The 22,134-nt window shown below is 71.2% G+C and carries 19 protein-coding genes; 11 read left to right on the top strand and 8 right to left on the bottom strand.

The genetic code is table 11. From position 1 onward, the window contains the following. The first annotated feature begins 66 nt into the window (after positions 1-66). A complete protein-coding gene (locus C1J01_RS04645; RefSeq protein ID WP_111176318.1) occupies positions 67-780 on the top strand; it encodes a GNAT family N-acetyltransferase in 714 nt (237 codons plus the stop codon). A gap of 1,046 nt (positions 781-1,826) precedes the next feature. Here C1J01_RS04645 and C1J01_RS04640 read toward each other — a convergent pair. Then, the gene (locus tag C1J01_RS04640) at positions 1,827-2,057 is read right to left on the bottom strand and encodes a DUF7455 domain-containing protein (RefSeq protein ID WP_111176316.1); all 231 of its coding nucleotides are present in this window, start codon (positions 2,055-2,057) and stop codon (positions 1,827-1,829) included. A gap of 260 nt (positions 2,058-2,317) precedes the next feature. On the opposite strand from C1J01_RS04640, the gene C1J01_RS04635 reads away from it, so the two are divergent. After that, positions 2,318-4,384 carry a DNA gyrase/topoisomerase IV subunit B gene (locus C1J01_RS04635; RefSeq protein ID WP_235854252.1) on the top strand — a complete coding sequence of 689 codons (2,067 nt, stop codon included), beginning with the start codon at positions 2,318-2,320 and terminating at the stop codon, positions 4,382-4,384. A 133-nt stretch (positions 4,385-4,517) separates the two neighbouring features. Here C1J01_RS04635 and C1J01_RS04630 read toward each other — a convergent pair whose 3' ends face one another. Then, complete coding sequence (locus C1J01_RS04630; RefSeq protein ID WP_111176312.1) at positions 4,518-5,651, bottom strand: serine hydrolase domain-containing protein; 1,134 nt, start codon at positions 5,649-5,651, stop codon at positions 4,518-4,520. Positions 5,652-5,779: 128 nt separating this feature from the next. On the opposite strand from C1J01_RS04630, the gene C1J01_RS04625 reads away from it, so the two are divergent. Beyond that, the gene (locus C1J01_RS04625) at positions 5,780-6,319 is read left to right on the top strand and encodes a PadR family transcriptional regulator (protein ID WP_111176310.1); all 540 of its coding nucleotides are present in this window, start codon (positions 5,780-5,782) and stop codon (positions 6,317-6,319) included. 25 nt (positions 6,320-6,344) lie between these two features. Here C1J01_RS04625 and C1J01_RS04620 read toward each other — a convergent pair whose 3' ends face one another. After that, complete coding sequence (locus C1J01_RS04620) at positions 6,345-7,334, bottom strand: BtrH N-terminal domain-containing protein (RefSeq protein ID WP_111176308.1); 990 nt, start codon at positions 7,332-7,334, stop codon at positions 6,345-6,347. Positions 7,335-7,366: 32 nt separating this feature from the next. Then, the gene (locus tag C1J01_RS04615) at positions 7,367-8,278 is read right to left on the bottom strand and encodes a TIGR03619 family F420-dependent LLM class oxidoreductase (protein WP_111176306.1); all 912 of its coding nucleotides are present in this window, start codon (positions 8,276-8,278) and stop codon (positions 7,367-7,369) included. Between the two features lie 171 nt (positions 8,279-8,449). On the opposite strand from C1J01_RS04615, the gene C1J01_RS04610 reads away from it, so the two are divergent. Together C1J01_RS04610 and C1J01_RS04605 are read left to right on the top strand one after the other, a co-directional pair. Next, entirely contained in the window at positions 8,450-8,806 is a 357-nt protein-coding gene (locus C1J01_RS04610; RefSeq protein WP_111176304.1) for a YciI family protein, read from the top strand. Positions 8,807-8,812: 6 nt separating this feature from the next. Continuing rightward, positions 8,813-9,121 carry a YciI family protein gene (locus C1J01_RS04605; RefSeq protein ID WP_111176302.1) on the top strand — a complete coding sequence of 103 codons (309 nt, stop codon included), beginning with the start codon at positions 8,813-8,815 and terminating at the stop codon, positions 9,119-9,121. Positions 9,122-9,125: 4 nt separating this feature from the next. Here C1J01_RS04605 and C1J01_RS04600 read toward each other — a convergent pair whose 3' ends face one another. Then, positions 9,126-9,620, bottom strand: coding sequence for a beta-class carbonic anhydrase (locus C1J01_RS04600; protein WP_111176330.1), 495 nt, complete (start codon positions 9,618-9,620; stop codon positions 9,126-9,128). A 149-nt stretch (positions 9,621-9,769) separates the two neighbouring features. Between C1J01_RS04600 and C1J01_RS04595 the strand changes: the two genes are divergently transcribed. After that, positions 9,770-10,084, top strand: a complete 315-nt coding sequence (locus C1J01_RS04595) for a hypothetical protein (RefSeq protein WP_111176300.1) — start codon at positions 9,770-9,772, stop codon at positions 10,082-10,084. A 2-nt stretch (positions 10,085-10,086) separates the two neighbouring features. Here C1J01_RS04595 and C1J01_RS04590 read toward each other — a convergent pair whose 3' ends face one another. Continuing rightward, positions 10,087-10,650: a thioredoxin family protein gene (locus C1J01_RS04590; RefSeq protein ID WP_111176298.1), complete on the bottom strand. Its 564-nt coding sequence runs from the start codon at positions 10,648-10,650 to the stop codon at positions 10,087-10,089. Positions 10,651-10,683: 33 nt separating this feature from the next. Between C1J01_RS04590 and C1J01_RS04585 the strand changes: the two genes are divergently transcribed. Beyond that, positions 10,684-11,055 (top strand): VOC family protein, encoded by a 372-nt coding sequence (locus C1J01_RS04585; RefSeq protein ID WP_111176296.1) that lies wholly within the window; start codon positions 10,684-10,686, stop codon positions 11,053-11,055. Between the two features lie 137 nt (positions 11,056-11,192). On the opposite strand, the gene C1J01_RS04580 is transcribed toward C1J01_RS04585, so the two are convergent. After that, on the bottom strand, positions 11,193-13,703 hold the full coding sequence (locus C1J01_RS04580) for a DNA gyrase/topoisomerase IV subunit A (RefSeq protein ID WP_220039727.1): 2,511 nt from the start codon (positions 13,701-13,703) through the stop codon (positions 11,193-11,195). 103 nt (positions 13,704-13,806) lie between these two features. Here C1J01_RS04580 and C1J01_RS04575 point away from each other — a divergent pair, with 103 nt between their 5' ends. After that, positions 13,807-15,921: a RecQ family ATP-dependent DNA helicase gene (locus C1J01_RS04575; protein ID WP_235854251.1), complete on the top strand. Its 2,115-nt coding sequence runs from the start codon at positions 13,807-13,809 to the stop codon at positions 15,919-15,921. Positions 15,922-15,928: 7 nt separating this feature from the next. Here C1J01_RS04575 and C1J01_RS04570 read toward each other — a convergent pair whose 3' ends face one another. Continuing rightward, positions 15,929-16,822 carry a carbohydrate kinase family protein gene (locus C1J01_RS04570; protein ID WP_111176292.1) on the bottom strand — a complete coding sequence of 298 codons (894 nt, stop codon included), beginning with the start codon at positions 16,820-16,822 and terminating at the stop codon, positions 15,929-15,931. A 180-nt stretch (positions 16,823-17,002) separates the two neighbouring features. Here C1J01_RS04570 and C1J01_RS04565 point away from each other — a divergent pair, with 180 nt between their 5' ends. The 3 genes from C1J01_RS04565 to C1J01_RS04555 all read left to right on the top strand — a co-directional run bounded on the left by C1J01_RS04565 (position 17,003) and on the right by C1J01_RS04555 (position 22,100). Continuing rightward, complete coding sequence (locus C1J01_RS04565) at positions 17,003-19,666, top strand: bifunctional acetate--CoA ligase family protein/GNAT family N-acetyltransferase (RefSeq protein ID WP_235854250.1); 2,664 nt, start codon at positions 17,003-17,005, stop codon at positions 19,664-19,666. A gap of 115 nt (positions 19,667-19,781) precedes the next feature. After that, the gene (locus tag C1J01_RS04560; RefSeq protein ID WP_111176288.1) at positions 19,782-20,372 is read left to right on the top strand and encodes a DUF5998 family protein; all 591 of its coding nucleotides are present in this window, start codon (positions 19,782-19,784) and stop codon (positions 20,370-20,372) included. A 159-nt stretch (positions 20,373-20,531) separates the two neighbouring features. After that, positions 20,532-22,100 carry an alkaline phosphatase D family protein gene (locus C1J01_RS04555; RefSeq protein WP_111176286.1) on the top strand — a complete coding sequence of 523 codons (1,569 nt, stop codon included), beginning with the start codon at positions 20,532-20,534 and terminating at the stop codon, positions 22,098-22,100. Positions 22,101-22,134: the final 34 nt, after the last annotated feature.

The following is a 22,134-nucleotide window of genomic DNA, read 5'->3' as shown; positions in this document are numbered from 1 at the left end:
CCCCGATCCGGGACGGGTTGTGGGGTGGCGGGAGGCGGGAGTTGGCTGGTCGGTTAGGCTGCGCGCGTGAATTTCGACCTTCTCGTCCACGAAGCCTGGCCCGCTTACGAGCAGCAGTCGCACGACGGGTGGCTGCTGCGATACGCCGGCGGCGTGACCAAGCGGGCCAACTCCGTACTGGCGCTGAACACGCCCGCCGACCTGGACGGTGCCATCAGAGCGGCGGAGGCGTTCTACGGCGAGCGTGGGGCGCGCTGCGTGTTCTCGGTGGGCCCCGGTGCCACGCGCGGGCTGGACGAGGAACTGGAGCGCCGGGGCTACGAGCTGGTGGATCCGACGTGCATCATGGCACGTCCCCCCGAGGCCGGTCCCGAGACCGAGGGCGCGCCCGACAAGGAGGTGCGGATCGAGGACCGGCCGTGGCACGGCTGGCTGGAGACGTGGTGGGCCGTGGACGGCCGATACGACGACGGTGTGAAGGCGGCCGAGCGGGTCTGCACGGGCGTGCCGGCCTGGTACGCGGCGTTCGAGGAGGACGGCGTGGCGCTGGCCGTGGGGCGGGCCGTGCCGCAGGGCGACACGCTGGGCATCTACTGCATGGCCACGCTCCCCGAGGCCCGTCGCCGCGGCCTGGCCCGCATGGTCCTGCGTGCTCTGACACAGCACGCGGGCACCGCATCCGCCTACCTGGTCGTCACCGCCCGCAACGAGGGCGCTCAGGCTCTGTACCGGAGCGAGGGTTTCGAACTCGCCGCCCGCTACCACTACCGCGTCCGCTGACCTCCACGGCCCCGTTGACCTCGTAGGCGTTGAAGGGGACGGGGCTGGGGCTGGACGTAGCGCGGGCGCTGTCGCAAGGCACGCCGGCGACCGGCCTGACCGTCGGCCACGGCGTCGGCCTCGCGCCAGCCTGTTCACGGTGTTGCCCCTGGCCGCCGCGCTGGGGATCTAGCGCATGGCTACGTTGCGAGGCTCGTTGCCGGGATCTGACTCGCGTGGCCCCGTAGACTCCGACCATCCCCACAGGGCCGCCTGGGGCCGAACCCCGGCAACAAGCCTCGGGCAACGAGCCCATACAACACGACCCTTCAGCGCCGCCCGCCCGACGGTCAGGGGCCACATCATCGAGCGCCACCTACCAGGCCGACGAGGCCACGGAGGTCGACGGATGCGGTCAGCGGTAGCGGACGACGAATTCGGAACCGAAATCCGCCACTCCGATACAGAGCCTGAGCACCCTCGTTGCGAGCGGTGACGACCAGGTAGGCGGATGCGGTGCCCGCGCGCGCCGGGACTAACGCGGCATTCCCGCTGGTCCGGGAGCAACGCGGGCACCGCGCTTGAGACCGATGCGGTCTCACCAACGCCACTGCGAAAAACGCTGACGGGCGAGTACCGCGCTTGTCGCAACACGTCCGATTGTCGATGCCGAGGCGAGGCCCAAGCACAAGCCGGCTACGAGTCGGACGACTGGCGGCCGCCAATGGGCCTGACCACCGGCCGAAGGGCCGCCCCGCGGGGCAGTGGAGAGGCCGCTGAAGCGCTGACGTCGCGTGAGAGGCCCCGTTGGCTCAGGAGCCGGTTCATGATCGGGACACGCCCGGGCGGCACCCTCGATCGACCTATGGGAAGGGCCGGGACCAATACCGGAACGGGGGTGGTGTGGTCGGCGGCCGTGTGCGTATGACCCCGTTCCGGAAGGTTGTGAGATGTGTCACCAGCGGAGCCGTGAGGTGCGGTGGGAATGCAGAACGGCGGCCCCGGTGGCCGGGGTCGCCGTTCTGGTTACGCAGATATGTGGTTATCTCACACGACCAACGCTTGGGTCAGCGCTCGTCGTTGGGGGCGGTTGATCGGGTTTCGCTGAGTCGAGCCGACTCGTCCAGGATGTCGGCACCCTTTTCGCGCAGCGCCGCGATGTGCTGACGCCCGTGATGGGCGCAGAACAGCAACTCCCCACCCACAGGCAGGGTCGCGCGAATGTAGGCCTGGGCGCCGCAGCGGTCGCAGCGGTCGAGGGCCGTCAGCGGCTTAACGGGGGCGAGAGCTCCAGTCACGTATCGCCTTTCGGGTCACCCCCGCCGAAGCGAGGATCTGGCGTCAGTCACTTGGAACAACATCTAACCGGACGTGGACGTTCCCAACCGCCCCCTCTCTACGCCCAGAGCAGAATGTGTCCGAAAGTAATGATGATCAGCCGGTTGGTAACGGCAAACGTTCTGCCATGGCAAGCTTGTACGCGCGCGTACGGGAAGAACGGTAAGCTACGCACACGTGTTCGATGACGTGTTCGATGCTTGACACCTGGGGAGCTGGAGTGACGCTAGTGGAGGCGGGTTACACGGCTCGTCACCTCTCGGTGCTTGAGGGGCTCGAGGCCGTCCGCAAGCGCCCGGGGATGTACATCGGGTCCACCGACAGCCGCGGGCTCATGCACTGCCTCTGGGAGATCGTGGACAACGGCGTCGACGAGGCGCTGGCCGGTTACTGCGACCGCATCGAGGTCGAGCTCCACGCCGACGGCTCCATCGAGGTCCGCGACAACGGGCGAGGCATCCCGGTCGACGTCGAGCCCAAGACCGGCCTGGCCGGTGTCGAGCTCGTCTACACCAAGCTGCACGCCGGCGGCAAGTTCGGCGGGGGCTCCTACGGCGCCTCCGGCGGTCTCCACGGTGTGGGCGCCTCGGTGGTCAACGCCCTGTCCTCGCGGCTCGACGTCCAGGTCGATCGTGACGGGCGCGTTCACGAGATCAGCTTCCGGCGCGGCGTGACGGGCGTGTTCGACGGCGAGGGGCCGACGGCCAAGTTCAAGAAGAAGTCCGGCCTGCGGCTCGGCGCCGAGCTCCCCGGAAACGTCACCGGCACCCGCGTGCGCTTCTGGGCCGACAAGCAGATCTTCCTTCCCGACGCCGAGGTCTCCCTCGACGAGATCCACGTACGCCTGCGGCAGACCGCGTTCCTGGTGCCCGGCCTGACCCTGGCGGTCTACGACAGCCGCCACGAGGAGCGCACCGAAGAGGTGTTCCGCTTCGAGGGCGGCATCTCCGAGTTCACCGAGTTCCTGGCCCGCGACGAGCCTCTCTGCGAGGTGCTGCGCCTGCAGGGCGTCGGCCACTTCCACGAGACCGTGCCGGTCCTCGACGACCAGGGCCACATGACCTCCACCGAGGTGCAGCGCGAGCTGAGCGTCGACGTGGCGATCCGCTGGGGCAAGGGCTACGAGTCCACCGTGCGGTCGTTCGTCAACGTCATCGCCACCCCCAAGGGCGGCACCCACCTCACCGGCTTCGAGCGCGGCCTGGTGCGCACGATCAACGAAGTGCTGCGCGAGACCCGCCTGCTGAAGAACGGCGACGACCCCGTCACCAAGGACGACATCTCCGAGGGCCTGACCGGCGTGGTGACGGTCAGGGTGCCGGAGCCGCAGTTCGAGGGCCAGACCAAGGAAGTGCTCGGCACGTCCGCGGCCACCCGCATCGTCTCCCACGTGGTCTCCCGCGAGCTCAAGGAGATCTTCACCAACCCGCCGCGCGGCTACAAGCAGCCGCTGCGGTCCGTGCTGGAGAAGATCGTCGCCGCCGCCAAGGCCCGCATCGCGGCCCGCGAGCACCGCGACAACCAGCGGCGCAAGAGCGCCCTGGAGAACTCCGCGCTCCCCGCGAAGCTGGTCGACTGCCGCAGCGACGACGTCGACCGCAGCGAGCTGTTCATCGTCGAGGGCGACTCGGCTCTCGGCACGGCCAAGCTGGCGCGCGACTCGGAGTTCCAGGCGCTGCTGCCGATCCGCGGCAAGATCCTCAACGTCCAGAAGGCGTCCGTGAGCGACATGCTCAAGAACGCCGAGTGCGCGGCCATCATCCAGGTGGTCGGGGCCGGTTCGGGGCGCTCGTTCGACATCGAGGCGGCCCGCTACGGCAAGGTCATCCTCATGGCCGACGCCGACGTCGACGGGGCCCACATCCGCTGCCTCCTGCTGACCCTCTTCCACCGCTACATGCGGCCCATGGTGGAGGCCGGGCGGGTGTTCGCCGCCGTGCCGCCGCTGCACCGCATCGAGCTGACCAACCCGGGCCGGGGCAAGGAGAAGTACATCTACTGCTACTCCGACGCCGAGCTGCAGAAGGTGCTGCGCGACCTGGAGCGGCGGGGCAAGCGCTGGAAGGACCCGGTGCAGCGCTACAAGGGCCTCGGTGAGATGGACGCCGACCAGCTCGCCGAGACGACGATGGACCCGCGCCACCGCATCCTGCGACGGGTGCGGATCGAGGACGCCGAAGGGGCCGAGCAGATCTTCAACCTGCTGATGGGCAGCGAGGTCGCGCCTCGACGGGAGTTCATCGTCAACAGCGCGGCCGAGGTCGACCGCGACGCCATCGACGCCTGACCGTCCGCGGGAATGCCGTGCCCGCTGCGCGGGCGGACGCGTCACGGGCTGAGTGGTCGGCGCGTGGCGTGTGGTGCGGGCCTCGATGAGCGGGAACTTGCGGCACACGTTCTCCGGAATGTTCCGCAGGAGGTTACGTGCGCCAGGCGCCCAGGCATCGGGCCATGAAGCGGAAGGGGATGGCCCGGCCCTTGGTCTGGTCGACGGTGCCGGTCAAGTGCACGTCGAGTTCTGGGCAGTGGAAGAGCCAGGTCCCGGTGGCGCCCGAGTGGCCGACGAGTGTGACGGGGCGGTGGGCCGGTGATGTGAGCCGGCCGACTGTGAAGAACATGGTGCCCAGGCCGTACCGGAGGATGGGGATGTTACGCAGGCGGTTGCGCCGTTCGGTGAGCAGTGCCGGAGAGCGGGCGTCGCTGAAGAGTTCGCCGTTCAGCAGCGCTCGCTGGAAGGTGAGGAGGTCGGCGGTGGTGCTGTACAGGTCGTTGCAGGACGCGATCAGCGAGGGCAGGTCCACGCAACGCTGTTTCGCGTAGAGCGACGAGGGCGTCGGAGTCGCCGGGTCCGGTGGGCGATGGCCTGGGAGCCAGGTGTGCGTCAGGCCGAGGGGGTCGAGGATGCGTTCGGTCAGGAGGTCGGCGAACGAGCGATCGGTCACCGTCTCCACGATCCGGATGAGCAACTGGAAGCCGGTGTCGGAGTAGCGGGCCTTCTGCCGGGCGGCGGCGAGGCTCTGCGGCGCGAAGTGCGGGCGCTGCTGCTCGCGCGTGGTTCGTACGGTGTCCTCGAACGTCCAGGCCACGTCCAGGCCGGTGGCGAGGCGGTCGTACAGGCTGGGGCCTTCACGGCGCTTCTCGAAGTGGTCGGGCAGGCCGGAGGTGTGACTCGCGAGGTGGCGCACCGTGATCGCGGACGTTCGGTCGATTCCCCCGAGGACGTGGAGTCCGGTGCTCGTCTCCGCCGGCAGATAGCGGGTGATCGGGGCGTCCAGTGAGAGCTCGCCGCGCTCGTGCGCCTGGAGCACCAGCGTGATGATGAACCGCTTGGTGACGCTCGCGATGAAGAACGGCGTGTCGGGACGCAGCGGGTGATCGGCGGGGCCGGAGGCGGCGGACCAACGGTGTTTCCCGTCACCGCTGGTGACGGCGACGTTGGCGTGGTGGATGCCGCGTCGCGCGACGAGGTTCTCCAGTAAGCCCGTCAGCCGCGCGTCCACGTCGGCGGGAACGTGATTGTCATGAGCACGAGTCGTGGCGAGCGGCGATGTCACGTGAATGTCCTTGTCTGCGTTCCTGACACGTCGTCAAGCCCCTCCCGGTGTCGCGAGGAGGGCGAGGCTCGACAAGACTATATGTCTACTAGACATGTCTAAAAGGGGCATAGCGCTAGACTCGACCGGTGTCCCATGTGATCCTCGGTCTGCTCCTGATCGCGCCGCAGAGCTTCTACGACCTCATCAAGGCCTTCGAGGCCGGCGTCGCGCTCTTCTACAGCGCCAGCTCCGGCAGCATCAAACGCGCGCTGGACACCCTGCTCACGCGGGAGTTCATCGAGGTCGCCAGCGTCGAAGCCGGACGTAGGGGGCGCAAGGTGTACCGCGTGACCGAGGCCGGCTGTGCGGAGTTCCGCGCGTGGATGACAGGTGAGCCGGCCGGGCCCGACCTGGAGACCGCGGCGCTGTCCAGGCTCTACTTCCTCGGCCTGCTGGAACCGGGCGAACGCGTACCGGTGCTCCGCCGCATCGTGGCGCGCATCGAGACCGACCTCGCCGCGCTCTCGGCCCTCGACAAGCACCTCGACACGCTGGAGATCCCTGAGGAGCACCGCGACCTCGCCGCCCATCAGCGCGCGACGCTCGACTACGGCATCGCCTCACAACGCTTCATGCTCGACTGGTTCCGCGATCACCTCGACCGGTACGAGTCGCCGGACCGCTGACACCGCACGGACACGGTCACGACGGTCATGCGCCGCAGGCGCTCAGGGTGCGCATGGCCTTGGTCTCCAGGCGGGCGAGGTCGTGAAGGAGGGCGGCGGCCTGGTCCAGACAGGCGGTCTCGCCGGTCTCGCCGGCTCGTGCGATCAACGCGGCCACCTCCGTCCACAGGGTGGCGGCCTCGGCGTACAGCGCCTGACCGGCCCGCAGGCCGCCGTCGTCGACCAGTTCGGCGCACTCGCCGAGGAAGTCGCGGTAGAGGTTGCGGAACAGGGCGCCGCCGGTGCCGCCCTTCTCCATGAGCAGGGCGGCCTGGGGCAGCTCCTCGTGCGGCCGGTCGGTGCGGGCCGGCCACGTACGCACCCGCTCGGCGGCCGTCTCGATGCCCCTCCGGCCCAGGTTCGCGATGGGAGGGGCGAGGAACGCGTCGGCGCAGGCCTTGACCGCCGCCAGGATCGTGTCCCGCGACACGACCGGGGGTTCGGGCGCCGTGATGGTGAAGGACCGGTTCCTGGCCGTCATCGGCCCGCGTTCGGCCCTGGCCGCGGCCAGGCTCGTCAGGCTGGTGGACACCGCTCCTCCCTGCTGGGCGGTGTCCACGAGGTAGGCGAGCCGGTCGTCGTAGCCGTACATGGCCACGATGTGGCCGCCGAAGTGGACCTTCGTGGTGAAGTACTCCAGGTGGTGGCAGTCGAGTTGCAGGCCGACCGGGCGCCCGGCGTCGATGGCGGCGACCACGTTCTGCCACGCCCTGCGCGCGGAGGCGGTCTCCTCGACCCGTAACGTCAGCCCCAGCCTCGTGGCCAGGTTCCGGGTGAGCTCGAACGGCTTGACCCGGCCACCGACGAACGGGAACGTCATGCGCTTGCTGTCCCAGTAGACGAAGGACAGACCCGAGCCGAGGCCGAACAGCATCGGCTCGGACAGGTCGAGGCCCTCATGGCGCAGCAGCACCCCCAGGGCCGTCGTCTCGCAGTGCTCCGCACCCCGGGCGTCGACGCCCTCCACCATGGCCATGCCGTTCCCTCCGCTCGTCGACGACGAGCATCTCAGAGATCGGCCGGAACCGAGAGACCGATCTTGGTGGCGAGGGCTTCCAGAAGGGCGACCTGGTGATCTGGATGGACGGGGACCAGGTTGAGGGTGAGGTGCAGTTCGTCGGCTCCGAGGGCGGCGGCGCGGTGGAGGTCGTTCAGCACGGTCTCGGTGAAGGCCGCAGGGGTGACGTGGTCGCCGGGGCCGGCCGGGATCGCGTTGACGATGACGGTGCCGGCACCGCCGGCCTCCCGGTACCACCGCACCTGCTCCCGCGTGTCGTCCCAGTCGACCGCGGTGGTGACGAAGCCGTCCCCGATCACGGCCGCGCGCTCGATCGTGCGGCGGGTGATCGCGCCGAAGTAGAGCGGGATGCGCGCGCCGTACGGCTTGGGCCCGATCCTGGCGAGCGGAATGCGGTAGTGCTCCCCGTGGAACTCCACCGGATCCGGCCCCCAGCAGGCCCGCAGCGCGGCCGTGTGCTCCACGAACCCGGCGCCCCTGCGCCCGGCGGGCACCCCCGCCGCCTCGAACTCCTCCGGGATGTAGTACGGCGCCAGCCGCGTGCCGCCGCCCTGCCCGATGCCGACCTCCAGCCGCCCCTTCGACAGCCGGTCCAGCGTGGCGAGCCGGCGGGCCAGGACGGCGGGGGACTCGAAGATCGAGTTCAGGATGCCCGTGGTGAGGCGGACCCGGCGGGTGTGCGCGGCCGCCCAGGAGAGCACCTCCAGCGAGTCCCAGACGTGGGGCTCGGGCAGGCCGGCGTCGTTGTCCCAGCCCGGACCGGCGGGGATGAGCAGCCGGTCGGAGGTCGACACGGCGTGGAAGCCGAGCCGTTCGGCCGCCGTGGCCACGGCGACGACGGCGTCGGGCCCTGCGTACGGGCCGAAGTGCGGCAGGCTGACGCCGATGCGCGGGACGTTCATGCGTATCCTCCGGAGGGTCGCTGGGCGGCATGCCCAGGCCACGGTGCCTTACGCCAGGTGGTCGGAGCGGCCGGAGGATTCTTGCCGTCCCGTCCCGAGAAACCCCGGAAGGATGTCGAGGACGCCGGGGCGGCTCCGACTCCCTGTCACACGAGACCGAAGGAGACAGACGTGAAGTTCCTGTTGATCATGCATATGAACCCGCAGGTCTGGGACGCGCTCACCGAGGAGCAGCGCGAGGAGGTGATGAACGGCCACGGCGCGTTCATGGAGACGATCCAGAAGTCGGGCGAGATGCTCGGCACGGTGGCGCTGGCCGACCCGTCGCAGAGCGCCGTGGTCCGGGTCCGGCGCGGCATGCCGGCCGTGACCGACGGGCCGTACCTGGAGGCGAAGGAGTACCTCGGCGGCTACTACCTGATCGAGTGCGACAGCAGGGAGCGTGCTCTGGAGCTGGCCGCGCTCATCCCCGACGCGTCCGTGCCGGGCCTCGGCATCGAGGTGCGGCCGGTGGTCTTCGACGGCTGAACGGCCGTGAAGTTCCTGCTGAGCCTCTACCCGGGGGCGGGAACGGGCCATGAGGAGTTCCTGGCCATGGCGGGGCGGACGGGGGAGCTGATCGGCGGGCACGAGCTCGCCGATCCGTCCCTCGCCCTCGTCGTACGGGTCCGCGACGGCGTGCCGGCCGTCACCGAGGGCCCGTACGACGAGAGCGCCGAGCACGTGGCCCGGCACTACCTCGTCGACTGCGAGAGCCGCGACCGCGCGGTGGAGCTGGCCGGCCTGCTCCGCGGCCGCGTCGAGGTGCGGCCGCTCATGGAGCCGGTCGGCCTGGAGATGTGAGCCGTCAGTGCGGCGACGGCGTCAGGCGCCCGGTGTGGACGTCGTAGATGGCCCCCGCCACCGGCATGCCCTGCGGCAGGAACGGCGTCGTCCTGATCCGGGTGAGGTCGTGGCGGAGGGCCTCGTCCTGGTTCAGGATCGTGTGGAAGTCGAGGCTGCGCGTGTCGACGCCGCGTTCGGCGGCCAGCCCGTGCACGTCCGCGTCGCTCACCTTCGCCATGCCGCAGTCGGTGTGCGGCATGAGGAGGACCCGGTCCACGCCGAGCACGTAGACGGCCAGCACCAGCGTGCGCAGCACGTCGTCGGTCACGCGGGCGCCGGCGTTGCGCAGGATCTTGGCGTCGCCCGGCTGCAGACCGAGCAGCCCGAGCGGGTCGATGCGGGAGTCCATGCAGGTCACGACGGCCAGCCCGCGGGCGGCGCGCCCGGTGAGTCCCGAGCTGCCGAACGACGCGGCGAACTTCGCGTTGGCCTCATACAGGTCGTCGAACGCACTCATGTCGCACATAATCCCTCATGTCGCAGAGCAGCCGGTCGCCGGGGTGGCGACTGGCGCGATACGGACTGGACTTGGTAAACGTGCCACGACGCTAGCTCACTATACGTGATGATGTCGTAGCCGTATGTACGTGATCGAAGAAGGTTGTCATGAGTAGGTCCGAATCGCTCGCCGCGTATCTCCGTGCTCAAGCCTGGCGCCGCCTCGACCGCGTGGAGGTCGACGACGACGGCCGCAACGCCAGGTGCGCCTTGGCCCTCCTCGACACCGCCGCCTACGCGGCCGGCCTCCCCGAGGACGATCCGCTCATCCTCATGCTCGCGGAGGCCGGCTGTTTCGGCCCGCTCGGCCACGAGGGCTTCGACCCCGGCGAGGCGGGCGCCAAGCTCATCCGGCACTGGGCGGGCGGCGAGCCGCACGAGCTGCTGCTCGCGCTGCCGCAGGCCATCACCGCCGCCACCTGAGGTCACCGGGGCTCGTTGCCCGGCTTCCACTTGATGCCGCAGCCGAGCGACGGCCGCTGCTCCTCCGGCACCGGCCGGCCCTCCAGGAGGGCGTCGATGGCCGCCCGCAGCGAGGAGCCGGTCACCGGCACGTCGTTGCCCGGCCGTGCCCGGTCGAACTCACCCCGGTAGGCGAGCCGCAGGTCGGCGTCGTACAGGAAGAAGTCGGGCGTGCAGGCCGCCTTGTACGCCTTGGCGACCTCCTGGGTGTCGTCGAGCAGGTAGGGGAAGGTGAATCTGGCCCGCGCGGCCTGCTCCGCGAGGTGTGTGGGGTCGTCGTCCGGGTAGTTCACGCTGTCGTTGCTGCAGATGGCGACGATCGACAGCCTGGCGCCGTAGTCCTCGGCCAGCGCGCCGAGGCCTGCTTCGATGTGCCGTACGTACGGGCAGTGGTTGGACAGGAAGACCACCAGAGTGGCGGGTGAGTCCTTGAGGTCGTCGAGTGACACGCTGCCGCCGTTGATCGCGGTCAGGTCGAAAGCGGGCGCCGGGGTGCCGAGCGGCACCATGGACGAATTGACAGCCATGGCACCCATTGTCTCTGAGAAAGGTCGACTTCGATGGGCGGCATCGCCGAGTTCCGGAGCGTCGTACTGGACTGTCCAGACCCCAGGGGACTGGCGGAGTTCTACTCCCGGCTGCTCGGCTGGCCGATCACCTCGGCGGAGGACGACTGGGTCGTCGTCAGCGACGGAGGGCCGCCGAGGAGGCTGGCGTTCCAGCTCGCCCCCGACCACCGGCCTCCGACCTGGCCGGCCCCCGAACGCCCCCAGCAGATCCATCTCGACCTGAGGGCCGAGGACATGGACGAGGCCGAGGCGCGGGCCCTGAAGATCGGGGCGCGCAAGCACGAGCACCAGCCGAGCGAGGACGACAGCTTCCGCGTGTTCCTCGACCCGGCCGGGCATACGTTCTGCCTGTGCCGGGTTTGACCGGCTGACGGACTCCCGCCCGGTTTCGCCGGCCCGGGTCATGGGGACTGCTCCCCGGGCCGGTCGCCGGGTCGGGACGGGGCCGGCTCCCGCGATGGCACGGGGGCCGGCCCCGGTCAGCCGTCCGTGGGCTCAGTTCAGCCGTCCGTGGGCTCCGTGGGCTCCTGCGCGCCGCCGGGCAGCGCCTCGGGGGTCGAGGCCAGCGCCCCGCCGATCGCGCCGATGGTGTGCGTCAGGCGTACGCCCGAGCCGTCGCGCCGCCCGAGCTCCTCCGGCAGCGGCACCGGCTTGCCGACCGCGGAGACCGCCTTCGCGGGCGCCGGGCCCGCCCAGGCCAGCAGCAGCTCGTCCTCGCCCTTCAGGAAACGCTGAGCGCGCACGCCGCCGGTGGCACGGCCCTTGGCCGGGAAGTCGGCGTAGTCGGACACCTTGCCGCCACCCACCTGGGTGCCGGGCAGCGCCGTGGAGGAGCCGGCGACCGTGACCACGTGGGCCGGACTCTCCGGATCGACCGCGCCGAACCAGATGACCCGTGCCCCGTCGTCGAGGCGGATGCCCGCCATGCCGCCCGCGGGACGGCCCTGGGGGCGTACGAGCGAGGCGGAGAAGCGCAGCAGCTGGGCGTCGGAGGAGATGAAGACCAGGTCGTGGGCCTCCGAGACCAGCTCGACCGCGCCCACGACGGTGTCGCCGTCCTTCAGGGTGATCACTTCGAAGTCGTCGCGGTTGGGCGGGTAATCCGGGACCACCCGTTTGACCACGCCCTGTGCCGTGCCGAGGGCCAGGCCGGGGCCGTCGGGGTCGAGGGAGCCGAGACCGACCACCTTCTCGTCGGGCTCCAGCTGCACGTATTCGGACACCGGGTGACCGCCCGACAACGACGGCGGGCTGGCCGTGGGCGGCAGCGTCGGCAGGTCGACCACCTGGACGCGGATCAGCCGGCCCAGCGACGTGACGACGCCGACCTCGCCGCGTACGGACGTCTTGACGACCGAGACGAGCACGTCGTGCGCCGAGCGCTCGCCCTCGCCGGGCAGCGGCGAGGCGTCGGACGTGCGGGCCAGCAGCCCGGTCGAGGACAGCAGCGCCAGGCACGGGTCGTCGGCCACCTGCAGCGACGCCACCGGCGTGCGGGTCACCCCGGGTGACTCCAGCAGGACGGTGCGGCGCGGCGTTCCGTATTTCTTGGCCACGTCGGCCAGCTCGCCCGAGACCACCTGACGCAGCTTCGTCTCCGACGACAGGATCTCGGTGAGCGCCGCGATCTCGTCGCTCAGCGTCTCCTTCTCGCGGTCGAGCTCCAGCTTGTCGTAGCGGGTCAGGCGGCGCAGCGGCGTGTCGAGGATGTAGGAGGCCTGGATCTCGGTCAGGTCGAACACGTCCATCAACCGCGTGCGCGCCTGCGCCGAGTCGTCGGAGGAACGGATGACCTGGATGACCTCGTCGATGTTGAGCAGCGCGATGATGAGGCCGTCGACCAGGTGGAGCCGCTCCTCGCGCCGGCGCCGCCGGTATTCGGAGCGGCGGCGCACGACCTCGAGCCGGTGGTCGACGTAGACCTGCAGCAGCTCGCGCAGCCCCAGCGTGCGGGGCTCGCCGTCGACCAGGGCGACGTTGTTGATGCCGAACGTCTCCTCCATCGGCGTCAGCCGGTAGAGCTCCTCGAGGACCGCCTCGGGGATGAAGCCGTTCTTGATCTCGATGACCAGCCGCAGGCCCTTGTGCCGGTCGGTGAGGTCCTTGAGGTCGGCGATGCCCTGCAGCTTCTTGCTGGTCACCAGCTCCTTGATCTTGGTGACCACGCGCTCGGGGCCGACGTTGTAGGGCAGCTCGGTGACGACGATGCCCTTGCGGCGCGGGGTGATCTGCTCGACCGTGCAGGTGGCGCGCATCCGGAACGTGCCACGCCCCGTCTCGTACGCGTCCCGCACGCCCTGCAGCCCGATGATCGAGCCGCCCGTCGGCAGGTCGGGACCCGGCACGAACCTCATCAGCTCGTCGAGCGAGGCGTCGGGCTTCTTGATCAGGTGGCGGGCGGCGGCCACGACCTCGGTGAGGTTGTGCGGCGCCATGTTGGTGGCCATGCCGACCGCGATGCCGCTGGCGCCGTTGACCAGCAGGTTGGGGAACGCCGACGGCATGACCGCGGGCTCGGTCTCCTGGCCGTCGTAGTTGGGCTTGAAGTCGACGGTGTCCTCGTCGATCGACTCGACCATGAGCATCGCCGCCGGGGCCAGCCGGGCCTCGGTGTACCGCATCGCGGCGGGCAGGTCGTCGGGGGAGCCGAAGTTGCCGTGCCCGTCGACCAGCGGCAGCCGCATCGAGAACGGCTGCGCCAGCCGCACCAGCGCGTCGTAGATGGCGCTGTCGCCATGCGGGTGCAGCTTGCCCATGACGTCGCCGACGACGCGCGAGGACTTGACGTGGCCGCGGTCGGGGCGCAGGCCCATCTCGCTCATCGAGTACAGGATGCGCCGCTGCACCGGCTTGAGGCCGTCACGAGCGTCGGGCAACGCCCGCTGGTAGATCACCGAGTAGGCGTACTCGAGAAAGCTCGTGCGCATTTCGGAGGAGACGTCGATGTCGACGATCCGCTCCTCGAAGTCCTCGGGCGGGGGTGCAGTCGTGCGTCGGGCCATGTCGAACATTGTGCCGAAGCGCGGGGGTGCCCGCGACACGTTGACCCCGTCACCGCCGTCCGAATACGCCGATGGGCGCAAATCGTCGGGGGAAGCTGGTAACAAGGGAGGCATGATTGACGCCCCCGATGCCGCGATGCTGCGGGAAGAGGCCGAAGAGCGGCTGCGCGCCCTGGCCGGCGAGCACGCCGTGCTCCGCGACGACCAGTGGGCCGCCATCGAGGCCCTCGTGCTCGGCCGCCGCAGGGTCCTCGTCGTGCAGCGCACCGGCTGGGGCAAGTCGGCCGTCTACTTCGTGGCCACCGCGCTCCTGCGCGAGCTCGGCGAGGGCCCCACGGTCATCGTCTCGCCGCTGCTGGCCCTCATGCGCAACCAGATCGCCGCCGCCGAGCGGGCCGGCATCACCGCCGTCACGATCAACTCCGCCAACCCCGAGGCGTGGGAGGAGATCTACGGCCAGGTCGCCGAGGGCATGGTCGACGTGCTGCTGGTCAGCCCGGAGCGGCTCAACAACCCCGACTTCCGCGACAACGTCCTGCCCGAGCTGGCCGAGAGCGCCGGACTCGTGGTGGTCGACGAGGCCCACTGCATCTCCGACTGGGGCCACGACTTCCGGCCCGACTACCGCAGGCTGTCGACGTTGTTCGCCGACCTGCCGCCGGGCATCCCCGTCCTCGCCACCACGGCGACCGCCAACGCGCGCGTCACCCGCGACGTGGCCGAGCAGCTGCGCCTGCCTCCCGAGCTGCGTCCCGACGGCGACGACACGCTCGTGCTGCGCGGGCCGCTGGAGCGCGAGAGCCTCCACCTCAGCGTCGTCCGGCTGCCGAGCGCCGAGCAGCGCCTGGCCTGGCTGGCCCGCACGCTGCGCGAGCTGCCCGGCTCCGGCATCGTCTACACCCTCACCGTCGCCGCCGCCCACGAGATCTCCGGCTACCTGCGCGAGCAGGGCCTCGAGGTGGCCGCCTACTCCGGCCAGACCGAGCCGGCCGAGCGGCTGGCCGCCGAGGACGCGCTGCTCGGCAACCGGATCAAGGCGCTGGTGGCCACGAGCGCGCTCGGCATGGGCTTCGACAAGCCCGACCTCGGCTTCGTGATCCACGTCGGCGCGCCGCAGTCGCCCGTCGCCTACTACCAGCAGGTCGGCCGGGCCGGGCGCGGCGTCGAGCGGGCCGAGGTGATCCTGCTGCCCGGCACCGAAGACCGCGACATCTGGTCCTACTTCGCCTCGCTGGCGTTCCCGCCGGAGCCGATCGTCCGCGCCACGCTGCAGGCCCTCGAAGAGCGCGGCGTCATGTCCACCCCGGCCCTGGAGACCGCCGTCGACCTGAGCCGCAGCCGGCTGGAGATGATGCTCAAGGTCCTCGACGTCGAGGGCGCCGTACGCCGGGTCAAGGGCGGCTGGGAGGCCACCGGCGAGCCGTGGGCGTACGACGCCGAGCGCTACGCCCGCATCGCCGCCGAGCGCCGCGCCGAGCAGGAGGCGATGCTCGCCTACCTCACCACGACCGAGTGCCGCGAGCAGTTCCTGCGCCGCCACCTCGACGACGACGCCGCCACGCCGTGCGGGCGCTGCGACAACTGCACGGGCCGCCACCGCTCCACCGAGATCGGCGAGCGGGACGTCGAGACCGCCCGCGCCCGGCTGAGCAGGCCCGGCGTCGAGATCGAGGCCCGCAGGCAGTGGCCGACCGGGCTGCCCGACCTGAGCGGGCGCATCAAGCCCGAGCTGGGCGCCGAGCCCGGCAGGGCGCTGGGGCGGCTGACCGACATCGGCTGGGGCAACCGGCTGCGCGAGCTGTTCGCCGGCGACGACGGGCCGATGGCCGACGACATGTTCGCGGCCGTGGTGAAGGTGCTGTCCGCGTGGGAGTGGCGGGAGCGTCCCGTCGCCGTGGTCAACGTGCCGTCCGCGTCGAAGCCCAAGCTCGTGCGCTCCTTCGCCGAGCGGCTGGCGCAGGTCGGGCGGCTCGCGTATCTGGGGGAGCTGGGCTACCGGGCCGGCTCGCCGGGTCAGCAGTTCAACAGCGCCAAGCGGGTGCAGGCGATCAGGGGCACGCTCGCCATGCCGAAGGACGTGGGCGCCGCGATCGCGCAGTGCGGCGGGCCGGTGCTGCTGGTGGACGACCGTGTCGACACGGGCTGGACGATGACCCTCGGGGCGGCGCTGGTGCGCCACGCCGGCGCGCCGGCCGTGCTGCCCCTGGCGCTGGCGACGGTCTCCTGACCGGCCGCTAGAACGGCGGGCGGGCGCCCAGGTGCATGATCGCCTTGGTCGCCAGCCGGCAGCCCGAGGCCAGCGACTCGGCCGGCGGCTTGCCCTCCAGCCACTCCGGCAGGAAGCCGGCGCAGAACGCGTCACCCGCGCCCGTGCCGTCGACGATCTTGTCGACCGGATCGGCCGCCACTTGGACGGGCTCGGGACGGCCGTTGCCGTACCACAGCGCGCCCTCGGCGTTCATCTTGATCACGACCTCGGGGAACCACGCGGTGAGCACCTTCGCGGCGGCCTCGGCGTCGTCGCGGCCGGTCAGCACCTTGGCCTGGTCGGTGTTGGCGAACAGCAGCTTGGCGCCGTTGGTCCACTCGAGGAACGGCTCGGCGCCGGTGCGATCCAGCGGCGCGGCCGAGGCGCAGTCGACCGAGATGGACATCCCGCTGCGCCGGGCCATGTCGAGCGCCGCGAGGCCGGCCTCGCGCGAGCCCTCGTTGATCAGGGTGTAGCCCGACAGGTGGAGGTGGGTGCCCTGGGTGAACAGGTCGCGCGGCAGGTCCTCGGGCGACAGGGCCGCGTTGGCGCCGGGGTCGGAGAGCATCGTGCGCTCGCCCTTGTGGGTGACGAGCACCACGCAGGTGCCGGTCGGGCGCTCGGGGTCCATGACGAGACGGGCGTCGACGCCGTAGCCCATCAGCTCCATGTCGCGGTTGCGGCCCGTGATGTCGGCGCCCCTGCGGCCGATGAAGGCCACCTCGGAGCCCTCGACGGCGAGCCACGAGGCGATGTTGGCCCCCGAGCCGCCGCCGTGCATGGTCACGATCGCCGGGGTGTCGCTCGCCCTGGCGAGCGCATAACGGGCGCGAGCGACCGCGTCGGTCATGAGATCGCCCACCACGACGACCCGCGTCATGATGTCACCACCTTGCTGCCTTCAGAACGAGCCTGGCCACGGCAAAACGCCACCGCAAAACTAACAGCTTCCGGCCTGCTCGTGGGGCGGACCCCGGAGACCGGGTGTCAGTCGATGCACAAGCGTTGCCCAACCGCGTCTCTGGTCTTGGCATGTGGGACGGGGGTTACGCTCGACACTGTGGAGGCACAGTATCCGGCCCACTGGGAGGCCGATGTCGTCCTGGCCGACGGCGGCACCGCGCACGTACGGCCGATCAAGCCCGCCGACGCGGACCGGCTGCGTTCCTTCTACTCCCGGCTGTCCGACGAGTCGATCTATTTCCGGTTCTTCGGGCCGCGGCCCCGGCTGTCCGACCGAGAGGTCGAGCGCTTCACCAACGTCGACTACGTCGGCCGGGTCGCCCTGATCGCCACGATCGGGGCCGAGATGGTGGCCGTCATCCGCTACGACCGCACCGAGCCCGGCGAGGCCGAGGTGGCCTTCCTGGTCGAGGACGCCCACCAGGGCAGGGGAGTGGCCTCCGTCCTGCTCGAACACCTGGCCGCCACCGCCCGCGAACGCGGCATCGAACGCTTCGTCGCCGACGTCCTGCCCGCCAACATGCGGATGATGGGCGTGTTGCGCCAGGCCGGCTACACCGCGCAGAGCCAGTTCGCCGACGGCGTCGTCCGCATGACGCTCGACCTCACGCCGACCGAGACCTCCGCCGAGGTCATGGCGGCGCGCGAGCACCGGGCCGAGGCCAGGTCCATCGCCCGGCTGCTCACTCCGGGCTCGGTCGCCGTCGTCGGCGTCTCGCGCGAGCCCCGCGGCGTGGGCCAGACGGTGCTGCGCAACCTGCTGGCCGCCGACTTCGCCGGCCCGGTCTACCCGGTGCACCGGGAGGTGCGCGCGGTGGCGGGCGTGCGGGCGTACCCGAGCGTGGGGGCCATCGACGACCAGGTCGACCTGGCCGTGGTGGCCGTGCCCGCCGAGGGCGTGATCGACGTGGTCAAGGAGTGCGCGGAGAAGGGCGTGCACGGCCTGGTCGTGGTCTCCTCCGGCTTCGGCGAGACGGGGGAGGAGGGCCGCGCCCGGCAGGACGAGCTCGCCCGCATCGCCCGTTCCTACGGCCTGCGTGTCGTGGGCCCCAACTGCCTCGGCATCGCCAACACCGACCCGGCCGTCAGGCTCAACGCCACGCTCGCCGCCACTGTGCCGGGCCGCGGCGAGGTCGGCTTCTTCAGCCAGTCGGGCGCCCTCGGCACCGCGCTGCTGCAGCGGGTGGCGCAGCGCGGCATGGGCATCTCGTCGTTCGTCTCCGCGGGCAACCGGGCCGACGTCTCGGGCAACGACCTGCTGCAGTACTGGGAGGAGGACGCCTCGACGGAGGTCATCCTGCTCTACCTGGAGTCGCTGGGAAACCCGCGCAAGTTCACCCGGCTGGCCCGGCGCATCTCCCGCAGCAAGCCGATCGTGGTGGTCAAGAGCGGCGGCACCCCGGCCGGTCACTCGGCCGAGGAGCTGGGGCTGCCCGACTCGGCGATCAGCTCGTTGTTCGCGCAGGCGGGTCTGATCAGGGTCGACGACCTCATCCAGCTGTTCGACGTGGGGCAGCTGCTGGCCTACCAGCCGCTGCCCGCCGGGCCGCGGGTCGCGCTCGTGAGCAACTCCGACGCGCTCGGCCTGCTCGCCGTGCACGCCTGCCGGGCGGCGGGGCTCCAGCCGCGCCCGCCGGTCAATCTGGGGCCGTCGGCGGGTGCGGCCGAGTACGGCGCGTCCCTGGCCGGGCAGCTGGCCTCGTCCGACGTGGACGCGGCCGTCGTGATCTACATGCCGCCGATCCCCGGTGACTCCGACGCCGTGGCGGCCGAGTTGCTGAAGGTCTCCGAGGGCGCCGGCAAACCGGTGCTGGCCACGTTCGAGGGGCATCTGGGCATGCATCCGGCGCTGCGCGTCGGTTCGGGCGCGACGCCCGCGCGCGGCTCCATCCCGTCGTACCCCGCCCCGGAGGAGGCGGTGCGGGCGCTGGCCCACGTCGTGCGGTACGCGCGGTGGCGGGCGCACCCGGCGGTGCCGCCGCCCGAGCTCGACGGCGTCGAGACCCCCCGGGCCAAGGCCCTCGTGCGCGAGGCGCTCGGGGCGGCGGGGGAGGTCGCCGACGTCGCGCCCGGGGAGTTCGCGCAGGCCGGACCGCCGGTCGAGACCGACGCCGCCCAGCTGCTGTCCTGCTACGGGCTGACGGTCTGGCCGGCCGAGGTCGTCCACTCTCCCGACGAGGCGGCGGCCGCGGCCGAGCGCCTGGGCTGGCCCGCCGTGATCAAGGTGGCCGACCCGGGGGCCACGCGCCGGGCCGGCACCGTGCGCCTGGGGCTGGCGGGGCCGGAGACCGTACGCCATGCCTACACCGAGTTCGCCGAGCAGTTCGGGCCGGGCGTGGAGCTGGCCGTGCAGCGCATGGCGCCGCAGCCGGCCGTGCCGACGGTGGTGGGGGTCGTCGACGACGCCGCGTTCGGGCCGGTCGTGTCGTTCGGGCTGGGGGAGGTGACCGCGCGGCTCCTGCTCGACCAGGGCTTCCGCCTCGCGCCGCTGACCGGCGAGGACGCCGCCGCCCTGGTGCGGTCCGTACGCGGGGCGCCGTTGCTGTTCGGCGAGTACGGCTACCCGCCCGTCGCGGTCGGGGCCCTGGAGGAGCTGCTGGTCCGCGTCGGGCGCCTGGCCAACGACCTGCCGGAGCTGGCCAGGCTCGACCTCGACCAGGTGCTCGTGGGGGAGTCGGACGTCATGATCCTCGGGGCGCGGGCCACGCTGCGCACACCGGCGGGGCCGCGTCGTGACGGAGGCCCGCGCCGCCTGTCCTGATCAGCGCTCGGCGAAATCGGCCGAACCATGTGCCCGGCGATGCCCGGGTAAAAGACGTTATAGAGCGTTATATGGGGCGGGTGAGTGCACTGCCCGGCCCTGGCAGGATGGACCCATGAGGGAAACCCGAGTCTCCGCCGCGGGCCTGCGCGAAGCGATCGAGCGCAGCGGCTACTACCCCGACCTCGTCACCGATGCGGTCGAATCCGCCCTGGGCAAGGAGGCCGTGACCGCGTTCGTGGTCCATCACGAGGCGACGTTCGATCCCGCGATGGAGGTCCGCCGGCATGTCACCGTCCTGGTGCTGACGGCGTCGCGCCTGCTGGTCTGCCACACCGACGAGCATCCCGCGGTGGAGGGCGTCTCGGCGTCCCACGCCTCCACCACCACCGAGGCCGTCCGCCTGAGCCGCATCCAGTCGGTGGCCGTCACGCGCGTGGTGCCCGACCCCGCCTCGTACGTCCCCGGAGTCCCTCCCACGGAGGTGACGCTCACGATCGGCTGGGGCGCCATCTCGCACGTCGACCTCGAGCCGGCCACCTGCGGCGACGAAAACTGCGAGGCCGACCACGGCTACACCGGCGCGATCACCGCCGACGATCTGTCGCTGCGGGTCAGCGAGGCCGCCGACGGGCCCGAGGCGGTCACCCACGTCCTGTCCTTCGCCAAGGCGCTTTCCGAGGCCACCGCCCACACCGCCTCCTGACCTCCTTCCCCCGCGGGGCGGCGGCCGCGCTCCGACGCCGGATGAGCGAGCGGCGATTCGTTCGCGCGTTGTTCCCGCATCGGTCGCCGTGACGAGCCCCGGAGTTACGGACCGTCCATAACGTGCATCTTCATCCGCTTAGGACCTTCTTTTTCCGGTTTGCCGGAGCTCGACCGCCGCAGGGTGCTCGGCCTCGCGGGCGGCAGCGCCGCCGCACTGGCGTTCAGCCTCGCCCTGCCCGCCCCCGCCCGGGCCGACGAGCCGGGGGCGATGCCCTACCCGTTCACCAACGGCATCGCGTCCGGCGATCCCCTCGAGACCGCGGTGGTGATCTGGACCCGGGTGGCGCCTGATCCGCTCGCCCCGAACGGGGGCCTGCCGCCGGACGCGCGGGTGCGGGTGGAGTGGCAGGTCTCCGGCGACCCCTCGTTCGCCCGGATCGTCCGCGAGGGCGCGACCGTGACCGGCCCGGACACCTCACACACCGTGCACGTCGACGTCCAGGGCCTCAAGCCCGGCCACCCCTACTTCTACCGGTTCCGCGCGGGCGGGCACATCAGCGAGACCGGCCACACCTGGACCGCGCCGCCGGCTCGGTCGATGCGCCCGCTGACCTTCGCCGTCGCCTCGTGCCAGAACTGGCGCGCCGGCTACTTCCAGACCGTGCGCGACGCCGTCGACCAGGGCGCGGAGCTGATGGTCTTCGTCGGCGACTACATCTACGAGTACCCGGTGCAGCAGCTTCCCGTCGGCCGGCCCATCGACCCGAACCTCCCCGCCGAGGTCGTCCCCACCACGGTGACCCTGGACCAGTACCGGCTGCGCTACGCCCTCTACAAGACCGACCCCGACCTGCTGTACGCGCACCAGGCGATCCCGTGGATCCTCAGCTGGGACGACCACGAGATCAGCAACGACTACGAGTCATGGGGGACGCCAGACCCGGACCGGCGTGCCGCCGCCTACCGGGCGTACTGGGAGTTCATGCCGATCCGCTGGCCGCAGGTCCCGCGAGGCGCCGACGCCCGCCTCTACCGGCGCTTCCGGTTCGGTCGGCTGGCCCAGCTCGACATGCTCGACACCCGGCAGTACCGCGACCCGGTGGCCGGCGGCACCGTGGCCGACGAGGGGCCGCGCCGCGATCCCGGCCTGAGGATGCTGGGGGAGGAGCAGGAGGCCTGGTTCTCGTCCGGTCTGGGCGCCGTTCCGGCCCGGTGGAACATCGTGGCGCAGCAGATCCTCATGACCCGGCTGAACACCGCCGCCGACCCCGAGGCGCCCGCGACCTTCTCGGGCGGCACGTGGGACGGCTACCAGGCCTCTCAGCAGCGGTTCTTCGACACGGTCGGCGCCGCGCGGCAGCGCGAGGCCGTGCGCAACTTCGTGGTGTTCTCCGGCGACGTGCACTGCAGCTACATCTCGGACCTGCCGGCCGACACCCTCGATCCGGCCGCCGGCGTCATCGGCGCCGAGTTCACCAGCACCTCGGTCAGCTCCGCGCAGGACTTCGACCCGGTGGCCAACGAGGCACGACAGATCCGGCGGCGACTCAACCCCACCCTGAAGTGGGCCGACCTCCACTGCGGCTACGTCCTGGCGGACCTGACCGCCGAACGCATGGCGGTCGACGTACGCGTGGTCGACAAGGTGAGCCGCCGGGACGATCCGGTCTTCACCGGTGCGAGCTTCGCGGTCGAGGACCGGGTGCCCGGTCTCTCGGTCGCCTGAGCCGTCCGTGGCCGGGGTGTCGGTGCAGGTGGGC

The sequence above is a fragment of the Nonomuraea aridisoli genome (genome assembly GCF_003236395.1).
Lineage (GTDB): Bacteria > Actinomycetota > Actinomycetes > Streptosporangiales > Streptosporangiaceae > Nonomuraea > Nonomuraea aridisoli.
The sequence above is the reverse complement of the archived record's forward strand: the minus strand, read 5'-3'. Positions and strand labels throughout refer to the sequence as shown.

Excerpts from the sequence above, each read along its gene's own strand:
- C1J01_RS04595 (WP_111176300.1), top strand. The coding sequence starts at position 9,770 with ATGAGTAGGTCCGAATCGCTCGCCGCGTATCTCCGTGCTCAAGCCTGG.
- C1J01_RS04590 (WP_111176298.1), bottom strand. The coding sequence starts at position 10,650 with ATGGCTGTCAATTCGTCCATGGTGCCGCTCGGCACCCCGGCGCCCGCT.
- C1J01_RS04570 (WP_111176292.1), bottom strand. The coding sequence starts at position 16,822 with ATGACGCGGGTCGTCGTGGTGGGCGATCTCATGACCGACGCGGTCGCT.
- C1J01_RS04580 (WP_220039727.1), bottom strand. The coding sequence starts at position 13,703 with ATGTTCGACATGGCCCGACGCACGACTGCACCCCCGCCCGAGGACTTC.
- C1J01_RS04575 (WP_235854251.1), top strand. The coding sequence starts at position 13,807 with ATGATTGACGCCCCCGATGCCGCGATGCTGCGGGAAGAGGCCGAAGAG.
- C1J01_RS04600 (WP_111176330.1), bottom strand. The coding sequence starts at position 9,620 with ATGAGTGCGTTCGACGACCTGTATGAGGCCAACGCGAAGTTCGCCGCG.
- C1J01_RS04585 (WP_111176296.1), top strand. The coding sequence starts at position 10,684 with ATGGGCGGCATCGCCGAGTTCCGGAGCGTCGTACTGGACTGTCCAGAC.
- C1J01_RS04615 (WP_111176306.1), bottom strand. The coding sequence starts at position 8,278 with ATGAACGTCCCGCGCATCGGCGTCAGCCTGCCGCACTTCGGCCCGTAC.
- C1J01_RS04620 (WP_111176308.1), bottom strand. The coding sequence starts at position 7,334 with ATGGCCATGGTGGAGGGCGTCGACGCCCGGGGTGCGGAGCACTGCGAG.
- C1J01_RS04560 (WP_111176288.1), top strand. The coding sequence starts at position 19,782 with ATGAGGGAAACCCGAGTCTCCGCCGCGGGCCTGCGCGAAGCGATCGAG.